This is a genomic window from Janthinobacterium agaricidamnosum NBRC 102515 = DSM 9628 (assembly GCF_000723165.1).
In the GTDB taxonomy this organism is placed as follows: domain Bacteria; phylum Pseudomonadota; class Gammaproteobacteria; order Burkholderiales; family Burkholderiaceae_D; genus Janthinobacterium; species Janthinobacterium agaricidamnosum.
Genome location: NZ_HG322949.1, coordinates 1,749,941 through 1,774,513, shown reverse-complemented (window position 1 = coordinate 1,774,513; position 24,573 = coordinate 1,749,941). Strand labels below are relative to the sequence as shown.

Genomic DNA, 24,573 nt, shown 5'->3' with positions numbered 1-24,573 from the left:
TGCAGCCGTTGAAAAAGAAGAAGCGGCGCCACGCCGGTAAAACCACGTAACACCGCTTGCATCCTACCCAACAAAAACGTCGATTACTCGTCGTTTTTGGTCTTCAACACTTTACGGCCACGGTAGAAGCCGTTAGGGCTGATGTGGTGACGCATGTGGGTTTCGCCGGTAACTGGCTCGACGCTCAATTGCGGCGCGACCAGGAAGTCGTGCGAACGGTGCATGCCGCGTTTGGAAGGGGTTTTCTTGTTCTGTTGAACTGCCATGATGACTCCTAATACATAAGTTCTAAAATTTTAGCACAATCGACTGGCAAATACATGCGAATCGAGTATCCCAGCGGCAAAGTAGTTACTTTACCGACATCGTTTTACACTACTACATTTCACTACACACTGCCATACTCGATTACTACACGCGTTTGACACGTTCTTTTCCACTACATGTTCGGTACTGCAGCCTTACTGCGGACTACGGCTGCCCTGCTACTTATTCTGGTTTCAAGTCTTTCAGGCCCGCGAACGGCGATTTCTTTTCCGTCCTGGCTGCGTCGAGCACCGCGCTATCCGGGCAGACTGCATGTTTAGGCACTTGCGGCAAAGCCAGCAACGCTTCATCTTCGATCAAGTCCATCGCATCCATCGCGCGGTTGCCGACGATGACGTCGATGGTTTCATCGTTGATGATTTCCTCGATCTCATCCGCATGCTCATCGTCCTTGCCGAGCATCAGCGTGGTCGATGCATCGATCTCGTAAGCATAGGGTGTCAGGCAACGCTGGCACACCAGTTGCACCGTGCCGCTGACCGACAAGATCAGTTGCGGATAACCTTGCTTGCTGGTACCGCCTTCAATCCGCCAGGCGATCGTGCCGGACGTATCGGCGCAATCCTTGCTCAACCGGGTCATTTCAGCGACAGGAGTGACACCTTCGCGGCTCCCGTTGATGCGACAAAAATCAAAGGCGTCGATCACAAAAGCATTCATTGGTAGAAAATTTCCCCGGAAAACCTGCGATAATAACAGGGTTTTTAGCACCGAGTCAAAGCCTAAGCACATTTTTTTGATAAGACAAATGTGCCGCCGGGCGCGGCTCTCCGCGATCAGGGTGGTATTTTATCATCCGCGACCACCATTACCGCCACAGAATTTCACATGACGCCACCTGCCCCGCCGTTCCGCCTGATACTCGCTTCCAGCTCCGCCTACCGCAAGGAATTACTATCACGCTTACGGCTGCCTTTCGAGGTGGCCGTACCCGACCTGGATGAAACCCCGCTGGCCGGCGAAACCCCGGGCGCCACCGCGCTGCGCCTGGCGCAAGCGAAGGCGCTGGCGGTGCTGGCCCGCCAGCCGGGCAGCATCGTCATCGGCTCCGACCAGGTCGCGACGCTGGACGATGAGCAGATCGGCAAGCCCGGCAACCACCATAATGCCCTGCTGCAATTGCAAAAGATGCGCGGCCGGCAAGTCGTTTTCCATACCGCGCTGTGTGTCATCGACGGCCGCCACGCCGAACCCGTGGTGCAAGTGGCAGACATCCAGACCCGGGTCAGCGTGCGCGATTTGCCGGACGCCGAGCTGGACGCCTACCTGCGCATCGAACAGCCGTATGATTGCGCCGGCAGCGCCAAGAACGAAGGCCTTGGCATCGCCATCCTGGAACGCATCGACAGCAACGACCCGACCGCACTGACCGGCTTGCCGCTGATCGCCCTGAGCGGCATGCTGCGCAAGGCAGGCATCGCTTTTTTCACTTCTTCATTACAATAAAACAAGTACCTTATGTCCGGCACCCTTTACCTGATTCCCAATACCCTCGGCCTGACCGAACATAGCGACGACGCGCTGGCCCACATCATCCCGGAGCAAGTGCGCCACATCACGTCGCAGCTGGATTATTTCGTCGCCGAAAACGCCAAGACCGCGCGCGCTTTCTTGAAATTGATTGCAATCAAGCACCCGCTGGCCAAACCTTTGCAGGAAATTACCATTTCCGAACTCAACGTGAATACCCCGGCGCAAGTGCTGGCCGGCTTGCTGGCGCCATTGCTGGCCGGCCGCGACGCCGGCCTGGTGTCGGAAGCCGGCGTGCCGGCGGTGGCCGACCCGGGCGCCGACCTGGTGCGGCTGGCGCATCAGCACGGCATCACCGTGAGACCGCTGGTCGGCCCGTCGTCGCTGCTGCTGGCGGTCATGGCCAGCGGCTTGAATGGCCAAAGTTTCGCCTTCAACGGTTATTTACCGACCGATGCCGCGCTGCGGAGCAAGCGCATCAAGGACCTGGAAAGCCGTTCGCGCAGCGAAAAGCAAACCCAGCTTTTCATTGAAACGCCGTACCGCAACGCGGCGATGCTGGAAGCGCTGGTCGCCCATTGCCAGCCGGGCACGCTGATTTGCGTGGCAACCGACCTGAGTCTGGATAGCGAAAGCATCAAGACCCTCAGCGGCGCGCACTGGAAAATCCAATTGGCAGCCGGCAAGGCACCGGACTTCCACAAGAAGCCCACCGTATTCCTGCTGCTGGCCCAATAATTGGCAGATTAGCAGAAGCATCAGCAGCCCATCCGCATCAGTGCACGGCGCCGGCCGGATCATCCATGCCGGCAACCCCCGCCACATAGCCATGTACCCAGTCGAAGGCGGCGACCTGGATCAGGTTCAAGTCCGCCGCCGACAACTGTAATTGATCGAGCAGGCTCAGCAAGCCGGGACCACACTCGGCTTGCTCGACGTGCTCAACCAGGCGCAACATGCCGCCAAAGTCGCCATGGCGGAACAGCAAGGCGCTTTTTACTCTGTCGTCGATATTCACGCTGCGCACCACATCGTTCATGCTCATCGAGAACAACGCATCCATCAGCGACATGATGCCGACCGTGAAGCCGATGTCGGCCGACAGTTTTTCGCCGGGCCGCAACTTTTCCGTCATCAATTCCAGCAACTTGCCGCGCGTGGTCGCCAGTTGCAGCAGCGGCGTCGCGAACGGCTGGCTGGAGCCCGGATGGACATATAGCAGGATTTGCAGCCAGCGCCGCAACTGGCGCCGTCCCAGCACCAGCAGCGCCTGGCCCAGGGTATCGATGCGCAAGCCGGCGCCGACCGCCGGCGTATTTACCAGTCGCAACAGGTTCAGGCCGATCAAGGCGTCATGCTTGATGCAGTGCTCCAGCTCCCGGTTATCGGCGCCTTGCTGTATCAATTCCAGCAAATGCAGGATCGCCAAGGCCGATGGTGAAATCTTTTTACCGGTCAAGATTACCGGCCGCGCAAAATAATAGCCCTGGAAAAATTCAAAGCCGAGCTGCAGGCAGCGCTGGAATTCATCCAGCGTTTCCACTTTTTCGGCCAGCAATTTCTTGCCGGAAGCGGCCAGTACCGACGCCAGCGTATCCAGGGTTTCAGGCGCGACCTGGCGCAGATCGACCTTGACGATATCGACCAGCGGCAGCAGTTTCTGCACATCGTCCGACGCCGACGCGACGTCGTCCAGCGCAAAATGAAAGCCCAGCCGGCGCAAGGCGCGCATCCGGACCAGCACCTCGGGCGTGGCGCGCACGGTTTCGAGAATTTCCAGGATGACCCGGTCATGCGGCAGGAATTCGATAAAGTCGCTGTGCAGCACGGCCGCATCGACATTGATGTACGCGACTTGCTGGCCGACTACCTGTTCCATACCCAGTTCGGATGCATGGGCAATCACGGCGGCGGTGGCGGCCATATCATCGCTGACGTCGGCATGATCGGTCTGCGCGGTCCGGAACAGCAATTCGTAGGCGACCAGGCGCTGCTCGCGGTCCAGTATCGGCTGGCGCGCCAGGAAGAATTGATTGAACAGCGGCGGCGCATCGGGCGCGGCCGGAAAAACGTCGAATGTCATGGCAATACATCCTGCCTGACCGCATTCCCGGCTGCGGCGTGCCTGGCGGGCAAGCGCCCAGCCAGCTCTTACTATACGCTGCAGAGGTCCATCTGCGTGGTTCCGCGAGGAAAAATCACACGCGGCGGGTGCCAGTGTTGCGCGCCGTCGTCGTTCCGCTTTCCAGCACGAACCTGGCGCCGTCGTCGCGGCCCAGCACCTTGACCAGGTAAGGCATCACTTCGCGCAAGGTCGGCTCCAGCGTGTAGGGCGGATTGAGCACGAACATGCCGCTGCTGTGCAAGCCAAAACCGTCCGGCGACGGCGTGTTGACGGTCAGCGTCACGTGCAGCCAGCTGGCGGCCGGCAATTGCTTCAGCTTGTCGGCGAACTGGCGCGACTCCATGCGCTGCAGCACCGGATACCAGATCGCATACGTGCCGGTAGGGAAACGCACCAGCGCATCGGCCAGCACATCCTTGACCTTGCGGTAATCCATCTTGTCTTCGTACGGCGGATCGATCAGCACCAGCGCACGGCGCGATGGCGGCGGCAACAGCGCTTTCAAGCTCTGGAAACCGTCGGCCTTGGTGATGATCACGCGCTTGCCGCGCACGGTCGAACGCACGCCCTGGGCCGCGGCATGCGCCTCGACCTTGCGGAAGTTGTCGGCCAGGATCTTGGCGTCGGCCGGATGCAATTCAAACAAGCGCAGACGGTCTTGCTCGCGCGCCACCTGATCGGCGCAATACGGCGAGCCAGGGTAATAACGCATCTTGCCGCTCGGATTCATGCCCTTGACCAGATTGATATACTCGGCCAGCGCCGGCGGCAAGTCGCTGCGCTCCCACAACGGGGCAATGCCGGTTTCATATTCCGCGTTTTTCGACGCATAACCGCCGTCCAGCGCATACACGCCGGCACCGGAATGGGTATCGATATAACTATAGGCGGTATCTTTTTGATTCAGGTACTGCATCAACTGGATTTGCACAAAATGCTTCAGCACATCGGCGTGATTACCCGCGTGAAAGGCGTGGCGGTAACTCAACATAAGCTTGGTAATTCCTAAAAGAAGGTGACTGGGGCGGCGCTGGTATCAGAAAGGCAGGAAACTGCGAGAAGGAACAGAAATAGCGCGTAATTACCAGCATTATCCACTAGAAAGCTGCGTTAGCACAAAAACACAGCCGAAAAGCCTATACAAAAGGCGATCGTCAATACTTGAGTTCGATCCGCTGCGGCAAGGTAGAATACCAAGTTGTGGCGTCACAAGCGCCCTGGACATTCTTTTTGCAGTACTGATTGCATATTCTTTTGGCACCATCCAATATCAACGCATGTTTAGCCTGACCTTAGACTCCGACAATCGCGAGGCCATCGCGGCCGCGCTGGCCGGCCAACGCTGGATCGTCGCCTGCCTGTGCGCAGGCTGGTGCGGCACGTGCACCACCTACCGCGCCACCTTCGAACAATTGGCGGCCCGCCATCCGGACAAAGTCTTCGTGTGGATCGATATCGAAGACCAGGCCGACGTGGTCGGCGACCTCGACATTGAAAATTTCCCGACGCTGCTGATCCAGCAGCAGGACCAGGTGGCGTTTTTCGGCACCGTGCTGCCGGACGCCGGCCTGGCCCAGCGCATGATCCAGGCGCAAGTGGCATTAAGCGCCGGCGAGCTGGCGGCCCAGTCGGCCAGCAGCGCCGAGCGCCGCGCATGGCAGCAGTCCGTCAATTTACGCCAGTTGCTGGCGGCCGCCGGCCAGCCATAAAACTTCAGGCAGTCCAGTTCAGCAGCACATCCTGCGCCAGCAATGGCCGGCTGTAGAAATACCCTTGCGCCAGCTTGCAGCCATGGCGCAGCAGGAACGCGGCCTGTTCCGCGGTTTCCACCCCTTCGGCGATCACCGACAGATTCATACTCTTGCCGAGCTGAATGATGGCGATCGCAATCGCCTCGTCGTTGACGTCGGTCGAAATATCCTTGATGAAGGAACGGTCGATTTTCAGGGTTTGCACCGGTAATTGCTTCAAATACGCCAGCGACGAATAACCGGTGCCGAAATCGTCGATCGCCAGGCCGACGCCGATCGAATGCAAGTCGTTGATGAAGGCCAGCGCATCGCCGGTATTCATGATCACCGATTCGGTCACTTCCAATTGCAGGCGCTGCGGCTCCAGGCCGGTTTCGGCCAGGATTTCCGCCACCATATTGACGATGCTGCCGCGCTCGAATTGCTTGACCGACAAGTTGACGGCGATCTTGGGCACGTACAGGCCGGCGTTTTGCCAGCGTATCATCTGGCGGCACGCCTCGAACAATACCCATTTGCCGAGCTGGTTGATGAAGCCGCTGTCTTCGGCCAGCGGAATGAAGCGCACCGGCGGCACCAGGCCCAGTTCCGGGTGGTTCCAGCGCACCAGCGCCTCGACCCCGATCAGGCGGCCGCTGTCGATTTCCACTTGCGGCTGGTAATTCAGGAAAATCTCGTTTTTCTCGATCGAGCGGCGCAGGAAGGTTTCCAGGCGCAAGCGCTCGACGCCCTCGCCCGTCATCGACGGCGCATAAAAGCGGTAACCGTTGCGACCGCGCGCCTTGGCCTGGTACATGGCCACGTCGGCATTGCGGATCAGCATGTTCAAATCGACGGCGTCGTTCGGGAACAGGCTGATGCCGACGCTGCAGGTGACAAACAATTCGTGGTCGGCCACCACGAACGGCGTCTCGAACATCGTCATCAGCTTTTCGGCGACGTGGGTGGCGCCGTACTGGCCGTCTACATCTTCCAGCAAGACGATGAATTCATCGCCGCCGAGGCGCGCCAGCGTGTCGCCTTCGCGCAGCTTGCCCATCAGCTCTTGCGCCACTTGTTTCAGCAATTCATCGCCGATATGGTGGCCCAGCGTATCGTTGACGTTTTTAAAGCGGTCCAGGTCGATGAACAGGATCGCCAGTTGTTCATTGTCGCGGGCGGCGCGCTGCAAGGCGTTGTGCAGGCGGTCGTGGAACAGCAGCCGGTTCGGCAGCGCCGTCAGCGGATCGTGGTGCGCCATGTGGTCCAGTTTTTCCTGCGATTCCTTGATCAGCGTGATGTCGCTGAACACGCCGACATAGTGGGTGGTCACACCCTGCGTATCGCGCACCGCGCTGATGGTCAGCCACTCCAGGTAGATTTCGCCGTTCTTGCGCAGATTCCATATCTCGCCGCGCCAAAAGCCGCTGCCAATCAATTCCATCCACATATCGTGATAAAACGCTTCGTCGTGGCGGCCCGAGCGGGTCAGCGTCGAATCCTGGCCGACCGCCTCGGATTCGGTGTAACCGGTGATTTGCGTGAAGGCCGGATTGACGGCCACGATCATGCCCTTGGCGTCGATCACCATCACGCCGTCGGCGATATGCTCCAGCACGGTGGCCGACAGGCGCAGTTTTTCTTCCGCTTCCTTGCGCGCGGTAATGTCGGCATAGACCCAGATACTGCCTTCATAAGCGCGCTGCGGATCGAGCGCGCAGCCGCTGACCAGCGCCCAGAACAGGGTGCCGTCCTTGCGCACATACTGGCGCTCTTCATTGAAATATTCGCCGGTGGCCAGGCTGGAATACTGGCGCTCGCCGGCCGCCTCGTAATCGAACGGGCTGGCGAACATGATGGCCGTCGAGCGTCCGGTCATGTCATTATGCGGATAAGCGAACAATTCCTCGCAGCGCCGGTTGACCGACACAATATTACGGTGGCGCACGAACATCACGCCAAACATCACATTGTCGAGAATCGCGCTTTGTTCGGTCAGCAAGGCTTCGATGCGCATTTCATGGTGCTTGCGCTGGCTGATGTCGGAAATGATGCCGTCGACCCACGCGGAACCGCCCCGCTCGCTGACTTGCGGCTGGCCGTTTTCCGCCACCCAGCGCTCGGTGCCGGACGCATCGGTGATGCGGTATTCCATTTCATACGGCTGATTGTCGATAATCGCCTGCTTCAGCGCGCGGCGGTGCATCTTGCGGTCTTCCGGGCAAATCAGGTCGGCCCACGCGTGGGTGGTGGTGCGCATGAACTGGCGCGCCGAATACCCGGCGATATCCTCGATGGCGTCGCTGACAAAATCGATCGGCCCGTCCGGACGGAAACGGAATACCGCACCCGGCACTTGCGTGACGATGGTGCGGAAACGTTCTTCGCGCTGGCCTATGTCTTCAAACAATTGCTTGATCGCCACGCGCATTTGTTCCATCTGCGCCGCCAGCCGGCCCAGTTCGTCGTTGCTGCCGGAATCAAGATGGGTTTCAAAGTCGCCGTGCGACAGACGGTCGGAAAAGCGCATCAGCTTGCGTAATGGTTTCAACAGGCGCCGGTTGAGGAACAGCACGATCAGCGCCATCGAGATGGCCAGTTGCGCAGCCAATACGAACACATAGGAAACCTGCTTCTCGCGCAACTCTTGCTGGCTCCTGGCATCATCCATCTCGACCACGATGTGGCCGATGCGCTCGCCGCGCACCAGCACTTCGCGCTCGGCCCGGTAGACATTGCCGATCGGCCGCTGCGGCGCTTCCATGTGCATGAACTGGGTGTCGGACTGGCCCATCACTTGCACTTGCAATACGGAACGGTCGCGCATCACCGACTCGACCAGCGAATGGGCCGATTCGGCATTCATATTCCACAACGATTCCTGCATGCCCAGCGCCAGGATATCCGCATTGCGCTGCAACGATTCGTTCAGCGTCATCCGCGCCGACTGCCGCTCGTGCACGCCGACCAGCAGATAACTGCCGACGATGGCCGGAATCACCAGGCCGCCAAACACCACTAATAACAAGGCGCCGTAAATGGACAGCGATAGTCCGTACAGCTCGCCCAGCCTGGAACGAAGGTTGTGATAAAAAGTTCTAGCCATGCGCATACAGCGCGCATGCGGCCGGGTCGGTAAGGGGCATCATCAAACTTTATTTGATAGGATTAATAACGGTCGGCGCCGTCCCGGACAAAACAAAAACATTTGTCCAAAAGGAATTATGCCTGTAAAAAGCATAGTAAGTCATCAAAAACTCACCCAAACTCACTCAAATCCGCCATTGCACTACAGCATACAAATGCGGGCTTCCCAAGGTCTTGATGCAGTCCAAGCAAAAACCCGCCAGCCTTGCTATCATCGCGCCACTTTATAAAAGGAAACCCCATGTCCCTGTCCATTTACTCCGCGTCGATTCCCGTCTTCAAACAAATCCTGAACAGCCTGTCGGCGATTCTGGAAAAAGCTGAAAACCACGCGACCGAAAAGAAAATCGATCCAAACGCGCTGTTGAATTTCCGTTTATTCCCCGACATGCTGCCCTTCGTGCGCCAGATCCAGATCGCCACCGACTTCGCCAAGGGCTGCGGCGCGCGTCTGGCCGGCGTGGCCGTGCCGCCGTATGAAGATACCGAGCAAACTTTTGCCGAACTGAAAGCGCGTATCGCCAAGACCATCGCCTTCATCGACGGTTTGCCGCAAGCCGACATCGACGGCAGCGAGATCCGCCCGATCACCACCGGCAGCGGCGAAAAGATCAAGCATTTCACTGGCCAGACCTATCTGTTCCACTACGCGCTGCCGCATTTCTTCTTCCACGCGACGACCGCCTACGACATCCTGCGCCATAACGGCCTGGATGTCGGCAAAAAAGATTTTATCGGTAGTTATTAATCAGTGACGTGGATGGGCGGCACTGTCGCTCATCCGGCGTTAATGCCGGCACAGGCCGGCAATGACGTGATGTATCAGACGTCATGTATTACGCCGCGGATAACCCTGTGCGGTAATCCGCTGCCAGACAATTTCCTTCTGTTCCGGCGTCATCGATACCCAGTGCGCCACTTCGACCACCGTGCGGCCGCAGCCGCGGCAGATTTCATCAAAAGTGGTCGAGCACACTGCGACGCAAGGCGTGTCCGGGCGGATAGGCAAGTCGCTCATTCGTATTGCACCTTTGGTATGCCGAGTTTATCCCAGCCCTCGTGGCCCAGCGCTTCCAGCTTGTCGATATTTTTGTCGAAAATATCCGATGCCTCCGGGAACGCCTCGACGGCGCGGTCGATACTGTCTTCACGCAGCAAATGCAGCGTCGGGTACGGCGCACGGTTGGTGTAATTGCCGATATCGTCAGGATCGGTATCGGCAAACTGGTAGTGCGGATGGAAACTGGCTACCTGCAGCTCGCCATCCAATTGCATGTCTTCCACTGCGCTATCGGCCACATCGAGGAATTCGTTGTAATCGAGGAAATCATTCAACACATAAGGATGCATCAGCATGGTGGTGTCGATCTGTTCCGGATCGCTGTCGGCCAGCGTTTGCAGCTCATCCATCAAGACGCCCAGCAATTCTTCCGGCGTGGTCGCGTCGCACACCACGTAGCGAATTTGTTTTTTGACATGCACGGCCTTGGCGAACGGGCACAGGTTCAAGCCGATCACGGCCTTTTCCATCCAGGCGACGGTATTGGCGATGATGGTATCGTGGTCGTGGTCGGCGGCGCGTGATGAGGTAGTCATTTGCATTTATTTCCTGTGAGTGATGCTGTTACTAAAGCTTGCAGGTGGGTATACAAGTGATACCTTAGCTGCCAAAGCCAAATTGTACGCACTTTTGCGCAGGCTCATGCGGAATCGATCGCGGGCTTGCCGTTTCATCGCATGTGCCTATGCTGGTTCACTTGGCGCGGCATATTCGGCACAGCCTGATCGCAGCGAATTCGAGGCAACATCCTGATTTAAAAGAAATTATTGCAGGTAATTATTTTTGTAAAAATCATATGATCAGCAAAAAGAATCAACGTAAAAAGCTGTCATCCAGCGGACATAATTCTTGACTCAGGCGTGCGGTCATACGTACACTCCGTGCTTAATCATGGTCAGTCCGATGTTTCTTCGACGACAACAATGGAACACTATGCACGAAAACACACCTAAATCCACGATCCTGGCCGCGCTTGTTTTAGCCCTTGCTCCTGCGCTTTCCCAGGCTTACGAATCCGGTCCGGAACTCGCTGCAACGCCGCAAGGCAGCAGCGCTCCCACGTTGATCCCGATGGCGCCACAGGTCACGGCAAAACTGCCGACCATGGACACCCGGCTGCAAAAGACCGACAAACTGCTGAAAAACCTGGCGGACGGCCCTGATGGCTTGCACGACGGCGATGTCTGGGCGCGCATCCGCAGCGGTTATGCGATTCCCGATATCGACAATCAACTGGTCGCCAAGCATATCGCCTGGTACACCGCCCGTCCCGACTACATCGCCCGCACCACCGCGCGCGCGTCGCGCTACATCTATTATGTGGTGCAGGAACTGGAAAAACGCGGCATGCCGACCGAACTGGCCTTGCTGCCATTCATCGAGTCGGCCTTCAACCCGCAAGCATTTTCCAGCGCCAATGCGGCCGGCATGTGGCAATTCGTGCCAGCCACCGGGCGCGACTTCAATTTGAAGCAAAACATGTTCAAGGACGAGCGCCGCGGCGTGCTGGCGTCGACCGATGCGGCGCTGACCTATCTGCAGCGCCTGTACGATATGTTTGGCGACTGGCAACTGGCCTTGGCCGCGTATAACTGGGGCGAAGGCTCGGTGCAGCGCGCGATCAAGAAAAACCAGTCGCTGGGCAAGCCAACCGATTTCGAAAGCCTGGCCGACCTGATGCCGGCCGAAACGCGCAACTACGTGCCGAAATTGCAAGCCGTCAAGAACATCATCGCCAATCCGGGCCAATACGGCATCGCGCTGCAATCGGTCGACAACCAGCCGTATTTCACGGCGGTCGACAAGACCAGCGATATCGACTTGACCATCGCCGCGCAACTGGCCGAATTGTCGCTCGACGAATTCAAGGCGCTGAATCCGCAATTTAATCGCCCGGTCATCACCGGCAGCGAAAAAACCAAGATCTTGCTGCCGCAGGAAAATGCCGCCAAGTTCACCGCCAACCTGGCGCAATGGGGCCATGCGCTGTCGACCTGGACCACGCACAAGATCACCAGCGCGCGCGAACGGATTGAAACGCTGGCGTCGAGATTCGGCACCACGCCTGACGTCTTGCGCCAAGCCAACAACATTCCACAACGTACCAGCCTGAAAGCCGGTTCGACCATCCTGGTGCCGAAAACCTCGGCATCGCTGAACGTCGATATCGCGCCGGAAGTCGCCGACAACGCCACCATGGCGTTCGAAGCCGACCGTCCGGAAAGAAAACATTCGTCGCGCAACGTCAAACTGGCCAAAGGCAACGGCAAAGGACCGATCTCCCTGGTCAAGCCACGCATCCAGCGCGGCAGCAGCAACAACCACCACAAAGCGCACCGCTAAGGTTGGCACCGGCCACCTGGCTGCCCAGGGGTTGCTCAGGCCTTGCAATCGACGTCTGCATGATGTTCTTGCAAGGCCAAAAATCCTCCTCACAAGGCTTTACACGGCGTTTCTCCCCTTTTTGCTAACAGAAAGTACATTTTTTCTATGCAAGGACGGGGGAAATACGGTATAGTATCGCTTGTGCGCTGCAACACTGCAGTTGCCTGCATTAACTAGCAGCTTCGCAAGCCTTAGCGCATCCACAGGATGCCGCTGAATAAAGCCCTCCCGCCTTGTGTGTCGCACCTGACACCGTCCCGGCGCAAAGCTTTTGTGCCGAAATTTCTTTCTATTGAGTCATTTCGTTTTGGTTGGCGTTGCTATTTTGCGTTCTGCTTTTTGCAAGAACGCTGATTTTCACGAAAGAAAAAGAATGACTTTTGAATCCTTAGGCCTGCATCCGTCCATCCTCGCTGCCCTGACCGAGTCCGGCTATACCGCGCCGACCGCTGTCCAATCGCAAGCGATACCGGCCGCGATCGAAGGCCGCGACTTGCTGGTCTCGTCGCAAACCGGTTCCGGCAAGACCGCCGCCTTCATGCTGCCATCGCTGCACAAGCTGGCCAGCATCGAGCCTGGCGCGGCCGGCAAAACGCCGAACCAGGAAATGCAAGCGGCCCGCGCTCGCGGCGACCGTCCACGTTTCAAGGCTGCCCAGCCAAAAATGCTGGTGTTGACCCCGACCCGCGAACTGGCCTTGCAAGTGACCACCAATACCGACAAATACAGCACCGGCATCCGCCGCATCAAGGCTGTATCTATCCTCGGTGGCATGCCTTACCCTAAACAAATGCAATTGCTGGCCAAGAATCCCGAGATTCTGGTGGCGACTCCAGGCCGTCTGATCGACCACATGGAATCGGGCAAGATCGACTTCTCGCAACTGGAAATCCTGGTGCTGGATGAAGCCGACCGCATGCTGGACATGGGTTTTATCGACGATATCGAGAAAATCGTCGAAGCAACCCCGGAAGGCCGTCAAACCATGCTGTTCTCGGCAACGCTGGATGGCGTGGTCGGCAACATGGCGCGCCGCATCACCAAGAACCCGCTGGTGATCCAGATCGCCAGCTCGTCGAACAAGCATGAAAACATCACCCAGCGCGTCCACTTTGTCGACGACCTGTCGCACAAGAATCGCCTGCTGGACCACCTGCTGCGCGACGAAACGCTGGACCAGGCCGTGGTCTTCACCGCCACCAAGCGTGACGCCGACACCATCGCCGACCGCTTGAACATCGCCGGCTTCTCGGCTGCCGCCTTGCACGGCGATATGCACCAGGGCGCGCGTAACCGCACCCTGGACGGCATGCGCCGCGGCCAGGTCAAGGTGCTGGTTGCCACCGACGTTGCCGCGCGCGGTATCGACGTGCCAACCATCACCCACGTCTTCAACTACGACTTGCCGAAATTCCCGGAAGACTACGTCCACCGCATCGGCCGTACCGGCCGCGCTGGCCGTAACGGCCTGGCCATTTCGCTGGTCAACCATGCCGAAGGCATGAACGTCAAACGCATCGAGCGCTTCACCAAGCAACTGATTCCGGTCAACGTCATCGAAGGTTTCGAGCCTAAGAAGACCGCATCGGCGCCACGTTCGAGCGCGCGTCCAGGCAGCTGGAAACCAGGCGACAACCGTGGCGGCGCCAAGCCAACCGGCCAACGCACTTTCAGCAAGCCAGGCGCACCGCGTAAAGACGGCGCACCAAGCAGCGGCGGCGGCTACAAGGGCTCCAACCCGCGCAGCACCGACGGCGCACGCCGCACCTACGGCGACCGTTAATCTTCGATTATCGTTGATTAATGTAAAGTCTTAAGAAAACGGCCACCCGATTCATCTGGTGGCCGTTTTGCATGATGAGTCCCGCTTCCAGGAAACAACACGATGACTGAAACCGCCCGCATCATCGCGTTGCGCGATGGTATAGAAGCGCCGCTGTTCAATGCGCAGCCGATCGGCCGGGCATCGCCATCGCCAACACTGCTGGTCGAGACGCACCAGTTGCCGACAAGCGACTGGCAAAGCCATGCGATCCAGCCGCAAGTACTGACCATGTTCCTGCGTCCAGGCGCCATGCTGCATGCACAGGAAAATGGGCCGGTCAGGCGGATTCCGCTGGTCGCGCGCTCGCTGGCGCTATCGCTGCGCCAGTGCCAGGAAAGCATACAGTGGCTGGAACCGGCCCATTTCATCAGCGTCACGCTGGACGATGCCGTCATGGCGCAAGCTTCGGCAGCTTTACTCGACGGCCGCGACTTCGAAGCGCTGCCCGCACCCGGCATCCGCGACGACATGCTGGCCGCGCTGATGCATACGCTGCAGCTGGAACAAGCCAGCGGCTACAGCTCGGGCCGCCTGTTTACCGATGGTATCGAGCAAGCCATCTGCGCGCGGCTGGTCAGCCAGCATGGCGTACGCGTGCCGGCAGCGGCAATCCCGGGCGGTTTGCCGGCCTGGCAAATGCGGCGCATCACCGACTTTATACAAGCCAACCTGGCACAGCCGATACAATTGACCGACCTTGCGGCATGCGCCGCTTACAGCCCGGCGCATTTTTCGCGGCTGTTCCAGGCCAGCTTCCGGACCACGCCGCATCAATATGTGCTGCAACTGCGCATCACCCAGGCCCAGACACTGTTGCGGCAACGGCAATATTCGGTGATTGAAGTCGGTTTATTATGCGGCTTTACTAATCCGCAACACTTTTCACGCACCTTTCATCGCCTGACCGGCATCACCCCGGGCGCTTACCGGCGCGGCGTGCAAGCAAAAGCATGAAGCGGCACGTTTAGCAGGAACAGGCAAGAAAACAATCGAGCGGCATGATCCAATCCGGATTTCGGGCGTCCCGCCCCTTATCGAAAGGTTGTTCATGTCTGTTCTGGTCTTTTTACACGTCACGGCGATGGTGCTGGGTTTTACCATGCTGATTTCCTACGGCACCGTGTGCCACGTCGTAGCGCGCAGCAATCATGCCGAATTTGCCCGCCTGGCGTTCAAGGCGGTCGGCAAGCTGGATGTCGCGGGACGCATCGCGATTATCCTGGGCATCATCCTGGGACTGGTCGTTGCCCGGCCCTTCGGTTATGGATCAACTTGGTTGCTGGCGTCTTATGTGCTGATGGTGCTGGCCATCCTCAACGGCGCGCTGATACTGGAGCCATTCCAGAAGCGCATGATGGCCGCCGCCGTGGCCGGCACGGCGCCGCTGTTGCCGCAACGCTCGAATGTCGCGCTGTACGCCAATATCGCCGGCTTTTTCTTTTGGACCGCATCGATCTGGCTGATGATCGCCAAGCCGTAAAGCCGGCTATCCAGGCCGCCGCACTGTGGCGGCCTGGACTTTATGCCGCTTTATCACGTCTCGGCCCGGTATAAGCGCAGCTCATCGGATAACGCATCCGATAAAATCAGGGCCGCGTCAACTGGCCGATAACACTCGCTACCTTGGTGGTAATCACATCGACTGCCGGGCCATTTGCGCCATGCGGAATAATGACATCGGCGTGGCGCTTGCTTGGCTCGATGAATTGCTGGTGCATCGGGCGTACTGTTTCCAGATACTGGCCGACGACGCTTTCCACCGAGCGGCCGCGTTCGGTAATATCTCTTTGCATGCGGCGAATGAAGCGGACGTCGGAAGCGGTGTCGACAAAGATCTTCAGCGACATCATGTTGCGCAAGTCCGCGTCATACAAGGCAAACAGGCCTTCGATCACGATCACCGGGGCGGGCTTGACTGGAATGGTCCTGTCGGAGCGGTTGTCGCGCGTGAAGTCGTACTCTGGCATCTCGATCGCTTCGCCATTGCGCAAGGCTTGGACGTGCTGTACCAGCAATGGCCAGTCGAAAGCCTGCGGATGGTCGTAATTCTGCTGGCGGCGAACTTCAGGGGTGAGATGGGATTGGTCGCAGTAGTAATCGTCCTGCATCACGACCGAGACCATATCCGCGCCAAACGACGCCAGCACTTGCTGGGACACCGTTGACTTGCCGCTGCCGCTGCCGCCAGCGACACCAATCACAAACGGATGGAAAGAAATCTTATTCATGCCGAATCATACCGGAAGCGCAACCGAACCGACAGGGGCCGGCTAATCCAAAATGCAACATTGGTCTATCCTGTGACGCCTGCCACAGGATGGCCCGTGAGCGGCTGCTTCCGGTACTTGTTGTCAGTGCAAGCCTGAACTACTACCGATTACGCGGCAATACCCGTCCTCGCCTGGTTCTTGCGCAGCAAGCGCGTTCCGCTGCCCACCGCCTTGTCGATCTGCATCGCCGCGATATAACGACTTTGATGGCTCGCATCGGCCGGCGTCAGCAGCGTCAGCCTGTCCCGCGCGCGGGTCACCGCCACGTAAAAGCGGTTTTCCTCTTCGAGCGGATCGGTTTTGCTGCGCGGGAATTCATCGATGCTCAAATAGGGCAAGATGACGTGGCCGTATTCCAGTCCCTTGATCTGGTCGATGCAGGCGATGGTGACTTTGTGTTGCTTTTTGATGTCGGCCAGGCCGTCTTCCATGACACCCAGCCAGCTTGAAAAGCCGGCCAGGTCGATCTTCGCTTCGCTGCACACGGCGATAAAACCGCCGATCGAACGCGCCACCACGCGCGCCTGTGCCGGGTCGACATAGATGCGGCGCGCGGTGTCGTCGAGTTTCATCAATTGGAATACCTGTTGCAGCGCCTCCCCCGCCAATGCCGCCGCGTCGGCATTGCGCAAATACTCCACCGCCGCCAGCGTCAGCACGGCCTTGTCCTGGTTGTGCGACTTGCCCAGTTGATTGCTCAAGAAGCCTTCCAGCAAGTCCGGGTAGTTGGAGACGTCGGTCTTGGCTTGCTGCAATTCTTCGCGGGTAAACGGAATTTCGGCGAACACGATCAGCGCTTCGAGTATCTCGGTCCGGCGCTGGGCGCTCTTGATGCTGTGTAAATCCTTGCGCGCAATCGCCACCAGGCCGCGCATCATCAGGATTTCCTGGCTGCTCAAATAGCTTTGCATATCGACGAAGGTGTACGGGATATTGTTCTGGAATAAAGCGTTTTCGACGCGTATCGATTGGTCGCGGTCGCGCAGCAAGATCGCCACCGAACCGAAGTTGTGGCCATCGCCCAGCCACTGTTGCAGCGAGGCCAGCAATTGCGCCGCGCAAGCTGCCGGGTCGAGGTAATCGTAATGCATGACATCCAGCTGGGTGCCGCGGGCCAGCGCCGACACGCTGGCTTTATGTTTCAGCAAGCCGACCGATTGCGCCAGTTCCGGGCCATAGCGGTACGATGCAGTCAGCGGGTAACGCTGCATGGCCGGAAATTCCTGTTCGAAACGGTCGCGCAGGAATTGGTGGTCGGCGCCCGACCAGGTGTAGATGACCTGATCCTTATCCCCTGCCCCGCAAAAAAATGCATTGCTGCGCCGTATCAACATGGTCAGGAAGCGGAACGACGCTTCGTTCAAGTCGTGCAATTCATCGGCGACGATGATCTGAAATTCCGGCAATTGCTGGCGCAGCAGCGGATCGTCGTCGAGCAAACGCACCAGGTCGAAAGTGGCGTCGAACTGGGCGCGGAAGTTGATGCCGCCGGTATCGCTGCCGCGCAGCCGTTCATATTCGCGTATCCACAAATAATTGGTGTGCGACATGCCCAGCAATTCCAGATTGTCTTGCAGCGGATTTTCTTCGAAGGCCGGGGTATGGAAATCCAGCCTGGCCTTGGTGCGCAATTGCAGTTTCAGGAATTGGGCGATGGCGGTGTTGGTGGTGGCTATTTCCAACGGGTATACATGAGCGTATTTCTCAGCAACGATTTCCAGCGCTTCCCACGCGTACGGCCGCAAGTCTTCATAGTTGTCGATGGCCGGCATGGCCGCCCTTTCGATTTTCAGCAAGACAATCCGGGCAAAGTCGTCGAAGGTCTGTATCGTCAGGCGCCTGATCACCGGCAAGGCCACGCCGATGTCAGCCAGCCGCTGTTGCAGCGCGACCCGGGCGGCGTGGGTAAACACCAGCGCCAGCATGCGTTCAGGCTGGCGGCCGCGATACAGCGCTTCGGCCAGGCGCAGCGCCAGCGTGGTGGTCTTGGCGGCGCCGGCGTTGGCGTCGATCAGGACCACGCGCTTTTGCGCGGTCTGGATCGCGATCTGTTCGGCCGTCGGCTTGATGCGTTTCGGGATGAACTGGGGGGCGTTACCTGGTGCGTTAGCTATGCTCAAAATTTTTCCTGATGAAATAAGGCGCTCTTACCAAGCACAGGTGCGAAAGCCCGCAAACACGTCATCCCGTTCGGGCAAGTGAAATTGGCGGAAGCGGTTCGACACCAAGCGGGCCGGGGTGGCGAACGAGGCGCCGCGCAAGACTTGGTCGGTCATGAAATGCGGTGCCGAATATTCTCGCCACGCATCGGCCTTGAAGCCTGGATACGGTTCGAACGGCGTCGCGGTCCATTCCCAGATCTGGCCCCACTGAAAACCGGGATGACCGGACGAGGCCGCCAATTCCCACTCCGCTTCGGTAGCCAGCCGGCGCCCTGCCCATGCGCAATAGGCTTGCGCCTCGTACAAGTTGATGTGGCGTACCGGCTCCCATCCGGCCAGCGTGTGCAAGCGTCCGAACCGTACGGTGCGCCATTGCAAACCGTCGCGCTGCCAATAACGGGGCGACGAACGCTCTTGCCGCATCAGCCAGGCACTGCCGGCGGCGCTCCAGAATTGCCGGTTCTGATAGCCGCCATCGGCGACAAAGTCGCTGTATTGTGCATTGGAAATCGGCGACGCATCGATAATGAATGGCGGCACATAGCATGGATGGGCGTTGCGTTCGTTATCGAAGACAAAACCGGCCTGCTGCGCGCCGCCCAGGTTCAGCGTGCCGCCGGGGAAGGCAATCTCGGCCGAAGGCGGCCTCGCCAGCATGGCCCCCGCCTGGTTGAAACCGGCGGGACTGGCCAGTCCCAGCATCTGCAGATTGGCCAGCAGCGCTTCGCCGCGCAAGTCTTCATGGGCCAGCACCAGCCGGTACGGATACAGCGCGGCATCCAGATTGGCCGCGCGCGACAATTTGTCGAGCACCCGGTCCAATACTTCATGGCAATAGGTTTTCAATGCGCCAGGCGTCGGCAAGTCCAGGTTCCAGCGCCGCGGCCGCGGCACCAGGTTGGCGTCGAACATGTCGTCGCCGCGCGTCAACAGCGAATGGCGAATGGCATCGGCCGGATGGCTGGATGCGGCTTCACGCAAGATGAACCATTCGGCGAACCACGCGATGCGGCCCAATTCCCACAACGGCGGGTTGAGCGTCGGCCCTACCGGAACCCGGGATGCATGGTCCAACCCGGCCGCGGCAAAACAGTCGAACAAGCTGAGCGTATAATTTCGGGCAGCCCGCAAGGCAAGCGCCAATTGTTGCGGCGTGGCGTTGCGGAAAGGTGCGTGGCTGAAGTTCATACAGCGATTGTAGCGACTTTTAAGCGGGTCATACCAGTCGTGCGGGCAATTGACGGGCCAAAAATCGCCGCTGCGGCGCGCCATTCGGCGCTTTGGCGCATAATCCGCTGTTACAGTTTTCTTATCCCATACTCATTAATAGAATTTAGGAATGTACATGAGCACAGTTCCCGGCCAACCCATCAAACTGACGTCGTTTTCGCATGGCGGCGGCTGCGGCTGCAAGATCGCGCCCGGTCTGCTGGCGGAAATCCTGAAAAACTCGGCCGGCTTCCCGGTACCAAAAGAGTTGATGGTCGGCATAGAAACCTCGGACGACGCGGCCGTCTATCAATTGAACGACGACCAGGCGCTGATCGCCACCACCGACTTTTTCATGCCCATCGTCGACGATCCATTCGACTTTGGCCGCATCGCCGCGACCAATGCGATTTCCGACGTGTATGCGATGGGCGGCACGCCGATCATGGCGCTGGCCCTGGTCGGCATGCCGGTCAACCAGCTGCCGCTGGAAACCATCGGCCAGATCATCCGCGGCGGTGAAGCGATCTGCGCCGAGGCCGGCATTCCGATCGCCGGCGGCCACACCATCGATTCGGTCGAGCCGATTTATGGCCTGGTGGTGCTGGGCCTGGTCCACCCGTCGAAAGTCAAGCGCAATTCCGGCGCCAAGGCGGGGGACGTGCTGATCCTCGGCAAACCGCTGGGCGTCGGCATCTTGTCGGCAGCCTTGAAAAAAGATGCGCTGGGGCCGGATGGCTACGCGGCGATGATCGCCAATACCACCAAGCTGAACAAGCCAGGCAAGGCGCTGTCGGACATGGCTGGCGTGCATGCATTAACCGACGTCACCGGTTTTGGCTTGCTGGGTCATTTGCTGGAATTGGCGCGCGGTGCGGGTTTGACGGCGCAATTGACGATGGGCCAGGTGCCGTTGCTGCCGGGCGTGGAACGATTGGCGGCCGACGGTTATTTCACCGGGGCGTCGGGACGCAACTGGGATGCGTATGGCAAGGACGTCAGCCTGGCGCCGGATGTGTCGCCGGCGCAGCAGCGTTTGCTGACCGACCCGCAAACCTCGGGCGGCTTGCTGGTGTCGTGCGACCCGGCCAGCGTCGATGCCGTGCTGGCCTTGTTTGAACGCGAAGGCTTTGCCGGCGCGGCGGTGATCGGCGACATGGTCAACGGAATAGCCCGCATCGAGGTCGCCGCCTAAGCGATTACTGACTCAATTACTTACTCATCAACATCTCAACCTGTACCGGAGTCGTCACCGACTTCGGCATGTTGACGATGAAATTGCTGCCCTTGCCCGCTTCGGACTTGATCGACAGGCTGCCGCCATGGCGCAGCAGGACGTGCTTGACGATCGCCAGGCCGAGGCCGGTTCCCTGGGTTTCGCGCGAACGGCTCTTGTCGACCCGGTAAAAACGCTCGGTCAGGCGCGAGATATGTTCGGAACTGATGCCGATGCCGGTGTCATGGGCAATGAATTGCGGCCCATTGACGCCGTCCAGCCAGCTCAGGTGCACCGTGCCGCCGGCCGGCGTGTAGCGCACCGCGTTCGATGCCAGGTTGCCGAAGGCGCTGTACAACTCGTCGTAGCTGCCCAGCACATCCGGGCCGCTGCATTCCATCGTGATCTGGTGCCGGCCGGCCGACAAGGCCTTGGCGTCGCGCAAGACCTGTCCCATCAATTTCTTGATATCCACCGCTTCCGGGCGCAGCGGGTAATCCACCGATTCCAGCCGCGACAACGTCAACATGTCTTCGATCAAATGCTGCATGCGGTGGCCCTGCTCCATCATCAGCTTGATGTGGGCCGCGCGCGTCTGCGGATCGAGGTCGGGGTCGGTCGACGCGATTTCCAGGAAACCGACGATCACCGTCAGCGGCGTGCGCAATTCATGCGAGGCGTTGGCGATGAAATCGCGCCGCATCATTTCGATGCGCTCGGTTTCAGTCGCGTCATGCGTCACCAGGATCTGGCGTCGGTTTTCAAATGGAATGATCTGGACGATCAGCTTGCGGTTGCGGAAGGTCAGCGTCAGCGGCTGTTCGTAGCGCCCGAGGATGATGTAATCCATGAATTCGGGACTGCGGATCAGGTTGGTGACGCGCATGCCCTTGTCGCGTTCCTGGGTCAGGCCCAGGTGCTGCTCGGCGGCCGGGTTGCACCATTCGAGGAACAGCACATCGTCCATGATGACCACGCCATCCGGCAACAGATGCATCGCCTGGCGGAAACGCGCCAGCCATTCGGTCAGCTCGGCCTGGTTCTTTTCATCGTCGCGGCGCAAGCGGTACAAGCGGGAAAAGATATTGGTCCACGCGCCCCAGCCGTCCGGCAGCTTGGAGCTTTGCGGATCGTCCAGCCAGTTACTGAGCTGGAACAGGTACGACAATTGCAAAAACACCATCACCAGCACCAGCGCAAAACCGGCCACCAGCGCCGGCACCAGGCCGAACAAAAACCACAACAGGCCCACGCCGGCCAGCACGATGGCCATGCGCAGCGCGGCGGGGACCCAGAACAGCAATTTGGGATTCATAGTAGGCTCGGACGATGAATTATTTCTCGGACAGCATGTAACCGACGCTGCGTACCGTCTTGATCAGGCTTTCCGCTTCTTTCAATGCCTTGCGCAGGCGCAGCACATGCACGTCCACCGTGCGTTCTTCGATCACCACGTGATCGCCCCATACCTTGTCGAGCAGCTGGCTGCGCGAAAATACCCGCTCCGGATGGGCCAGCAAGAATTTCAGCAATTTATACTCGGCGTGGCCGATGTCGATCTTTTGCTCGTCCATCATCACCGTGCAACTGATCGGGTCGAGCGCGATATTGCCGGCGCGCATGGGCGCTTGCGCATGTTCCGGGCTCTTGCGGCGTAACAGCGCCTTGGCGCGGGCCAGCAATTCGCGCGGCGAAAACGGCTTGGTGACGTAATCGTCGGCGCCGCTGTTGAGGCCGGCCAACTTGTCTTCTTCCATGCTTTTCGCGGTCAGCATGATGACCGGGATTTCATTGAAGTTGCGGTCGGCGCGGATGCGCGACAGCAGGCGCAAACCGGTTTGGTCCGGCAGCATCCAGTCCAGCAAGATCAGGTGCGGCGTGCGGTGCTGGATAAAATCCCAGGCATCCGCGACATTTTGTACCGAACAGCAGTTCCAGCCGGCTTCGCGCAGCGAATAGGTCACCAGCTCAACGATGGCCGGCTCATCTTCAACAATCAATACCGTGGTTTTATCGGATGCCATATTTTACTTATAGATATTACGTGTCGATGTTACTCACAACGCTTACTTGCAACTATTACTCTGGAAGTTCGTCGGCGTCATCCGTCGATACCGTCTTGGTATGGCGGATATCGCGGCCTTCGACCACATAAATGACGTATTCGGCGATGTTTTTCGCATGGTCGCCGATGCGTTCGATCGCCTTGGCGACCCACAGCGTATCGAGCGCGGCCGAAATGGTGCGCGGATCTTCCATCATGAAAGTGATCAGGTTGCGCATGATGGACCTGAATTCATGGTCGATGATGGCGTCTTGCGCAATCAGTTGCAAAGCCTGCTTGCCATCGTTGCGCGCGAACGCGTCCAGCGCGTCGTGCAGCATGTCGCTGGCGGTGTTGGCGATGCCGCGCACCATTTCGTAATGGTTCACCACGGCATTGCCACGCTTGTGCAGATTCTTTGCCACGCGGGCGATCTTGGTCGCTTCGTCGCCAACCCGTTCCAGGTCGGTGATGACCTTGATGGTCGCCATGATGGTGCGCAAGTCGTTGGCGGCCGGCTGGCGGCGCACGATCAAGTGGCTGCACGCGTCGTCCAGCGACACTTCCAGCTGGTTGACGACGTCGTCTTCGCGCATCACGCGGTCGGCGCGTTCCGGGTTGCCGATGCGGAAACAGGTCATCGCATCGAGGAACTGGGTTTCAACGATGCCGCCCATCAAGAGCACTTTCGAGCGTATCGCTTCGAGTTCGTTGTCGTATTGCTTGGATGAATGCTCACCTAACATGCTGTCTCTCCGTATTCAGTCTATATGTGATTGCCGGGCCGGGCCGATCAGCCGAAACGGCCGGTAATGTAATCCTGGGTTTCCTTGCGGGCCGGATTCATGAAAATCTGGTCGGTTTCGCCGAACTCGACCAGTTCGCCCAGGTACATATAGGCAGTGTAGTCCGAGCAGCGCGCGGCCTGCTGCATATTGTGCGTCACGATGGCGATGGTGTAATCCTGTTTCAATTCGCTGATCAGCTCTTCCACCTTCGAGGTCGAGATCGGGTCCAGCGCCGAGGTCGGCTCATCGAGCAGCAACACGTCCGGCTTGACCGCCACGCCGCGCGCGATGCACAGCCGCTGCTGCTGGCCGCCCGACAGCGACAGGCCGCTCTTGTTCAGCTTATCCTTGACCTCGCCCCACAGTGCGGCTTTTTTCAGCGCCCATTCGACGCGCTCGTCCATTTCGCCTTTCGACAAGTCTTCGTACAGGCGCACGCCGAACGCGATATTGTCGTACACCGACATCGGGAATGGCGTCGGCTTCTGGAACACCATGCCGACCTTGGCGCGCAGCATATTGACGTCCTGGTCGGCGTCCAGCACATTGCGGCCGCGATACATGATCGACCCTTCCGCGCGCTGGCCCGGGTACAGGTCGTACATGCGGTTCAATGTGCGCAACAGCGTCGACTTGCCGCAGCCGGACGGGCCGATGAAAGCGGTGACTTTCTTTTCGTGGATGTCCAGGTTGACGTTATGCAAGCTCTGGGTTTTACCGTAGAAAAAGTTCAAGCCTGAAATTTCGATGGTCTTTTTCTTCGGAGCCACATCGGCGGCGGTATCGTGGTTCATGATTTGCGTATTCATATCGAT

General features: G+C 58.9%; 23 protein-coding genes. 9 read left to right on the top strand and 14 right to left on the bottom strand.

Going from position 1 to position 24,573, the window contains the following annotated elements; all coding sequences use genetic code 11:
• Window positions 1-83: 83 nt before the first annotated feature.
• A complete protein-coding gene (gene rpmF, locus GJA_RS07535) occupies window positions 84-266 on the bottom strand; it encodes a 50S ribosomal protein L32 (protein ID WP_034749653.1) in 183 nt (60 codons plus the stop codon).
• Window positions 267-489: 223 nt separating this feature from the next.
• Window positions 490-987: a YceD family protein gene (locus GJA_RS07530; protein WP_038490586.1), complete on the bottom strand. Its 498-nt coding sequence runs from the start codon at window positions 985-987 to the stop codon at window positions 490-492.
• Window positions 988-1,155: 168 nt separating this feature from the next.
• Here GJA_RS07530 and GJA_RS07525 point away from each other — a divergent pair, with 168 nt between their 5' ends.
• Window positions 1,156-1,773, top strand: a complete 618-nt coding sequence (locus GJA_RS07525) for a Maf-like protein (RefSeq protein ID WP_038490583.1) — start codon at window positions 1,156-1,158, stop codon at window positions 1,771-1,773.
• Between the two features lie 12 nt (window positions 1,774-1,785).
• Window positions 1,786-2,535: an SAM-dependent methyltransferase gene (locus GJA_RS07520; protein WP_038490581.1), complete on the top strand. Its 750-nt coding sequence runs from the start codon at window positions 1,786-1,788 to the stop codon at window positions 2,533-2,535.
• A 37-nt stretch (window positions 2,536-2,572) separates the two neighbouring features.
• Here GJA_RS07520 and GJA_RS07515 read toward each other — a convergent pair whose 3' ends face one another.
• Both GJA_RS07515 and GJA_RS07510 read right to left on the bottom strand, forming a co-directional pair.
• Window positions 2,573-3,880 (bottom strand): EAL and HDOD domain-containing protein, encoded by a 1,308-nt coding sequence (locus GJA_RS07515; RefSeq protein WP_051780418.1) that lies wholly within the window; start codon window positions 3,878-3,880, stop codon window positions 2,573-2,575.
• Window positions 3,881-3,995: 115 nt separating this feature from the next.
• Window positions 3,996-4,913, bottom strand: coding sequence for a 23S rRNA (adenine(2030)-N(6))-methyltransferase RlmJ (locus GJA_RS07510; protein WP_038490578.1), 918 nt, complete (start codon window positions 4,911-4,913; stop codon window positions 3,996-3,998).
• Between the two features lie 286 nt (window positions 4,914-5,199).
• On the opposite strand from GJA_RS07510, the gene GJA_RS07505 reads away from it, so the two are divergent.
• A complete protein-coding gene (locus GJA_RS07505; RefSeq protein ID WP_038490574.1) occupies window positions 5,200-5,631 on the top strand; it encodes a thioredoxin family protein in 432 nt (143 codons plus the stop codon).
• A 4-nt stretch (window positions 5,632-5,635) separates the two neighbouring features.
• Here GJA_RS07505 and GJA_RS07500 read toward each other — a convergent pair whose 3' ends face one another.
• Window positions 5,636-8,758, bottom strand: coding sequence for a bifunctional diguanylate cyclase/phosphodiesterase (locus GJA_RS07500; protein WP_038499014.1), 3,123 nt, complete (start codon window positions 8,756-8,758; stop codon window positions 5,636-5,638).
• Between the two features lie 282 nt (window positions 8,759-9,040).
• On the opposite strand from GJA_RS07500, the gene GJA_RS07495 reads away from it, so the two are divergent.
• A complete protein-coding gene (locus tag GJA_RS07495) occupies window positions 9,041-9,547 on the top strand; it encodes a DUF1993 domain-containing protein (protein ID WP_038490571.1) in 507 nt (168 codons plus the stop codon).
• An 81-nt stretch (window positions 9,548-9,628) separates the two neighbouring features.
• On the opposite strand, the gene GJA_RS07490 is transcribed toward GJA_RS07495, so the two are convergent.
• Window positions 9,629-9,817, bottom strand: coding sequence for a DUF1289 domain-containing protein (locus GJA_RS07490; protein ID WP_038490569.1), 189 nt, complete (start codon window positions 9,815-9,817; stop codon window positions 9,629-9,631).
• Window positions 9,814-10,395, bottom strand: coding sequence for a DUF1415 domain-containing protein (locus GJA_RS07485; RefSeq protein ID WP_038499010.1), 582 nt, complete (start codon window positions 10,393-10,395; stop codon window positions 9,814-9,816). Before GJA_RS07485 ends, GJA_RS07490 begins: the two co-directional genes overlap by 4 nt.
• A gap of 397 nt (window positions 10,396-10,792) precedes the next feature.
• Between GJA_RS07485 and GJA_RS07480 the strand changes: the two genes are divergently transcribed.
• The 4 genes from GJA_RS07480 to GJA_RS07465 all read left to right on the top strand — a co-directional run bounded on the left by GJA_RS07480 (window position 10,793) and on the right by GJA_RS07465 (window position 15,549).
• Window positions 10,793-12,202 (top strand): transglycosylase SLT domain-containing protein, encoded by a 1,410-nt coding sequence (locus tag GJA_RS07480; protein WP_038490566.1) that lies wholly within the window; start codon window positions 10,793-10,795, stop codon window positions 12,200-12,202.
• A 415-nt stretch (window positions 12,203-12,617) separates the two neighbouring features.
• Window positions 12,618-14,027, top strand: coding sequence for a DEAD/DEAH box helicase (locus tag GJA_RS07475; RefSeq protein ID WP_038490562.1), 1,410 nt, complete (start codon window positions 12,618-12,620; stop codon window positions 14,025-14,027).
• Window positions 14,028-14,129: 102 nt separating this feature from the next.
• Window positions 14,130-15,023: an AraC family transcriptional regulator gene (locus tag GJA_RS07470; protein WP_038490559.1), complete on the top strand. Its 894-nt coding sequence runs from the start codon at window positions 14,130-14,132 to the stop codon at window positions 15,021-15,023.
• Window positions 15,024-15,117: 94 nt separating this feature from the next.
• Complete coding sequence (locus GJA_RS07465) at window positions 15,118-15,549, top strand: hypothetical protein (RefSeq protein WP_144241442.1); 432 nt, start codon at window positions 15,118-15,120, stop codon at window positions 15,547-15,549.
• Window positions 15,550-15,655: 106 nt separating this feature from the next.
• Here GJA_RS07465 and udk read toward each other — a convergent pair whose 3' ends face one another.
• From udk to senA, 3 genes are all read right to left on the bottom strand, one after another.
• Entirely contained in the window at window positions 15,656-16,297 is a 642-nt protein-coding gene (gene udk / locus GJA_RS07460) for a uridine kinase (protein WP_038490553.1), read from the bottom strand.
• A gap of 149 nt (window positions 16,298-16,446) precedes the next feature.
• Window positions 16,447-18,459, bottom strand: a complete 2,013-nt coding sequence (locus tag GJA_RS07455) for a UvrD-helicase domain-containing protein (protein ID WP_242404478.1) — start codon at window positions 18,457-18,459, stop codon at window positions 16,447-16,449.
• A 27-nt stretch (window positions 18,460-18,486) separates the two neighbouring features.
• On the bottom strand, window positions 18,487-19,689 hold the full coding sequence (gene senA / locus GJA_RS07450; RefSeq protein ID WP_174525959.1) for a selenoneine synthase SenA: 1,203 nt from the start codon (window positions 19,687-19,689) through the stop codon (window positions 18,487-18,489).
• A 157-nt stretch (window positions 19,690-19,846) separates the two neighbouring features.
• Between senA and selD the strand changes: the two genes are divergently transcribed.
• Entirely contained in the window at window positions 19,847-20,905 is a 1,059-nt protein-coding gene (gene selD / locus GJA_RS07445) for a selenide, water dikinase SelD (RefSeq protein WP_038490550.1), read from the top strand.
• 16 nt (window positions 20,906-20,921) lie between these two features.
• Here the strand turns inward: selD and phoR are convergent, their stop codons facing one another.
• The 4 genes from phoR to pstB are packed head-to-tail and all read right to left on the bottom strand — an operon-like array spanning window position 20,922 to window position 24,567.
• Complete coding sequence (phoR, locus tag GJA_RS07440) at window positions 20,922-22,241, bottom strand: phosphate regulon sensor histidine kinase PhoR (RefSeq protein ID WP_038490547.1); 1,320 nt, start codon at window positions 22,239-22,241, stop codon at window positions 20,922-20,924.
• 19 nt (window positions 22,242-22,260) lie between these two features.
• On the bottom strand, window positions 22,261-22,950 hold the full coding sequence (locus GJA_RS07435; protein ID WP_038490543.1) for a response regulator: 690 nt from the start codon (window positions 22,948-22,950) through the stop codon (window positions 22,261-22,263).
• A gap of 55 nt (window positions 22,951-23,005) precedes the next feature.
• Window positions 23,006-23,716 (bottom strand): phosphate signaling complex protein PhoU, encoded by a 711-nt coding sequence (gene phoU, locus GJA_RS07430; protein ID WP_038490540.1) that lies wholly within the window; start codon window positions 23,714-23,716, stop codon window positions 23,006-23,008.
• 47 nt (window positions 23,717-23,763) lie between these two features.
• Window positions 23,764-24,567 carry a phosphate ABC transporter ATP-binding protein PstB gene (pstB, locus tag GJA_RS07425; protein WP_038499001.1) on the bottom strand — a complete coding sequence of 268 codons (804 nt, stop codon included), beginning with the start codon at window positions 24,565-24,567 and terminating at the stop codon, window positions 23,764-23,766.
• Between the last annotated feature and the right edge of the window lie 6 nt (window positions 24,568-24,573).

Excerpts from the sequence above, each read along its gene's own strand:
- rpmF (WP_034749653.1), bottom strand. The coding sequence starts at position 266 with ATGGCAGTTCAACAGAACAAGAAAACCCCTTCCAAACGCGGCATGCAC.
- GJA_RS07530 (WP_038490586.1), bottom strand. The coding sequence starts at position 987 with ATGAATGCTTTTGTGATCGACGCCTTTGATTTTTGTCGCATCAACGGG.
- GJA_RS07525 (WP_038490583.1), top strand. The coding sequence starts at position 1,156 with ATGACGCCACCTGCCCCGCCGTTCCGCCTGATACTCGCTTCCAGCTCC.
- GJA_RS07520 (WP_038490581.1), top strand. The coding sequence starts at position 1,786 with ATGTCCGGCACCCTTTACCTGATTCCCAATACCCTCGGCCTGACCGAA.
- GJA_RS07515 (WP_051780418.1), bottom strand. The coding sequence starts at position 3,880 with ATGACATTCGACGTTTTTCCGGCCGCGCCCGATGCGCCGCCGCTGTTC.
- GJA_RS07510 (WP_038490578.1), bottom strand. The coding sequence starts at position 4,913 with ATGTTGAGTTACCGCCACGCCTTTCACGCGGGTAATCACGCCGATGTG.
- GJA_RS07505 (WP_038490574.1), top strand. The coding sequence starts at position 5,200 with ATGTTTAGCCTGACCTTAGACTCCGACAATCGCGAGGCCATCGCGGCC.
- GJA_RS07500 (WP_038499014.1), bottom strand. The coding sequence starts at position 8,758 with ATGGCTAGAACTTTTTATCACAACCTTCGTTCCAGGCTGGGCGAGCTG.
- GJA_RS07495 (WP_038490571.1), top strand. The coding sequence starts at position 9,041 with ATGTCCCTGTCCATTTACTCCGCGTCGATTCCCGTCTTCAAACAAATC.
- GJA_RS07490 (WP_038490569.1), bottom strand. The coding sequence starts at position 9,817 with ATGAGCGACTTGCCTATCCGCCCGGACACGCCTTGCGTCGCAGTGTGC.
- GJA_RS07485 (WP_038499010.1), bottom strand. The coding sequence starts at position 10,395 with ATGACTACCTCATCACGCGCCGCCGACCACGACCACGATACCATCATC.
- GJA_RS07480 (WP_038490566.1), top strand. The coding sequence starts at position 10,793 with ATGCACGAAAACACACCTAAATCCACGATCCTGGCCGCGCTTGTTTTA.
- GJA_RS07475 (WP_038490562.1), top strand. The coding sequence starts at position 12,618 with ATGACTTTTGAATCCTTAGGCCTGCATCCGTCCATCCTCGCTGCCCTG.
- GJA_RS07470 (WP_038490559.1), top strand. The coding sequence starts at position 14,130 with ATGACTGAAACCGCCCGCATCATCGCGTTGCGCGATGGTATAGAAGCG.
- GJA_RS07465 (WP_144241442.1), top strand. The coding sequence starts at position 15,118 with ATGTCTGTTCTGGTCTTTTTACACGTCACGGCGATGGTGCTGGGTTTT.
- udk (WP_038490553.1), bottom strand. The coding sequence starts at position 16,297 with ATGAATAAGATTTCTTTCCATCCGTTTGTGATTGGTGTCGCTGGCGGC.
- senA (WP_174525959.1), bottom strand. The coding sequence starts at position 19,689 with ATGAACTTCAGCCACGCACCTTTCCGCAACGCCACGCCGCAACAATTG.
- selD (WP_038490550.1), top strand. The coding sequence starts at position 19,847 with ATGAGCACAGTTCCCGGCCAACCCATCAAACTGACGTCGTTTTCGCAT.
- phoR (WP_038490547.1), bottom strand. The coding sequence starts at position 22,241 with ATGAATCCCAAATTGCTGTTCTGGGTCCCCGCCGCGCTGCGCATGGCC.
- GJA_RS07435 (WP_038490543.1), bottom strand. The coding sequence starts at position 22,950 with ATGGCATCCGATAAAACCACGGTATTGATTGTTGAAGATGAGCCGGCC.
- phoU (WP_038490540.1), bottom strand. The coding sequence starts at position 23,716 with ATGTTAGGTGAGCATTCATCCAAGCAATACGACAACGAACTCGAAGCG.
- pstB (WP_038499001.1), bottom strand. The coding sequence starts at position 24,567 with ATGAATACGCAAATCATGAACCACGATACCGCCGCCGATGTGGCTCCG.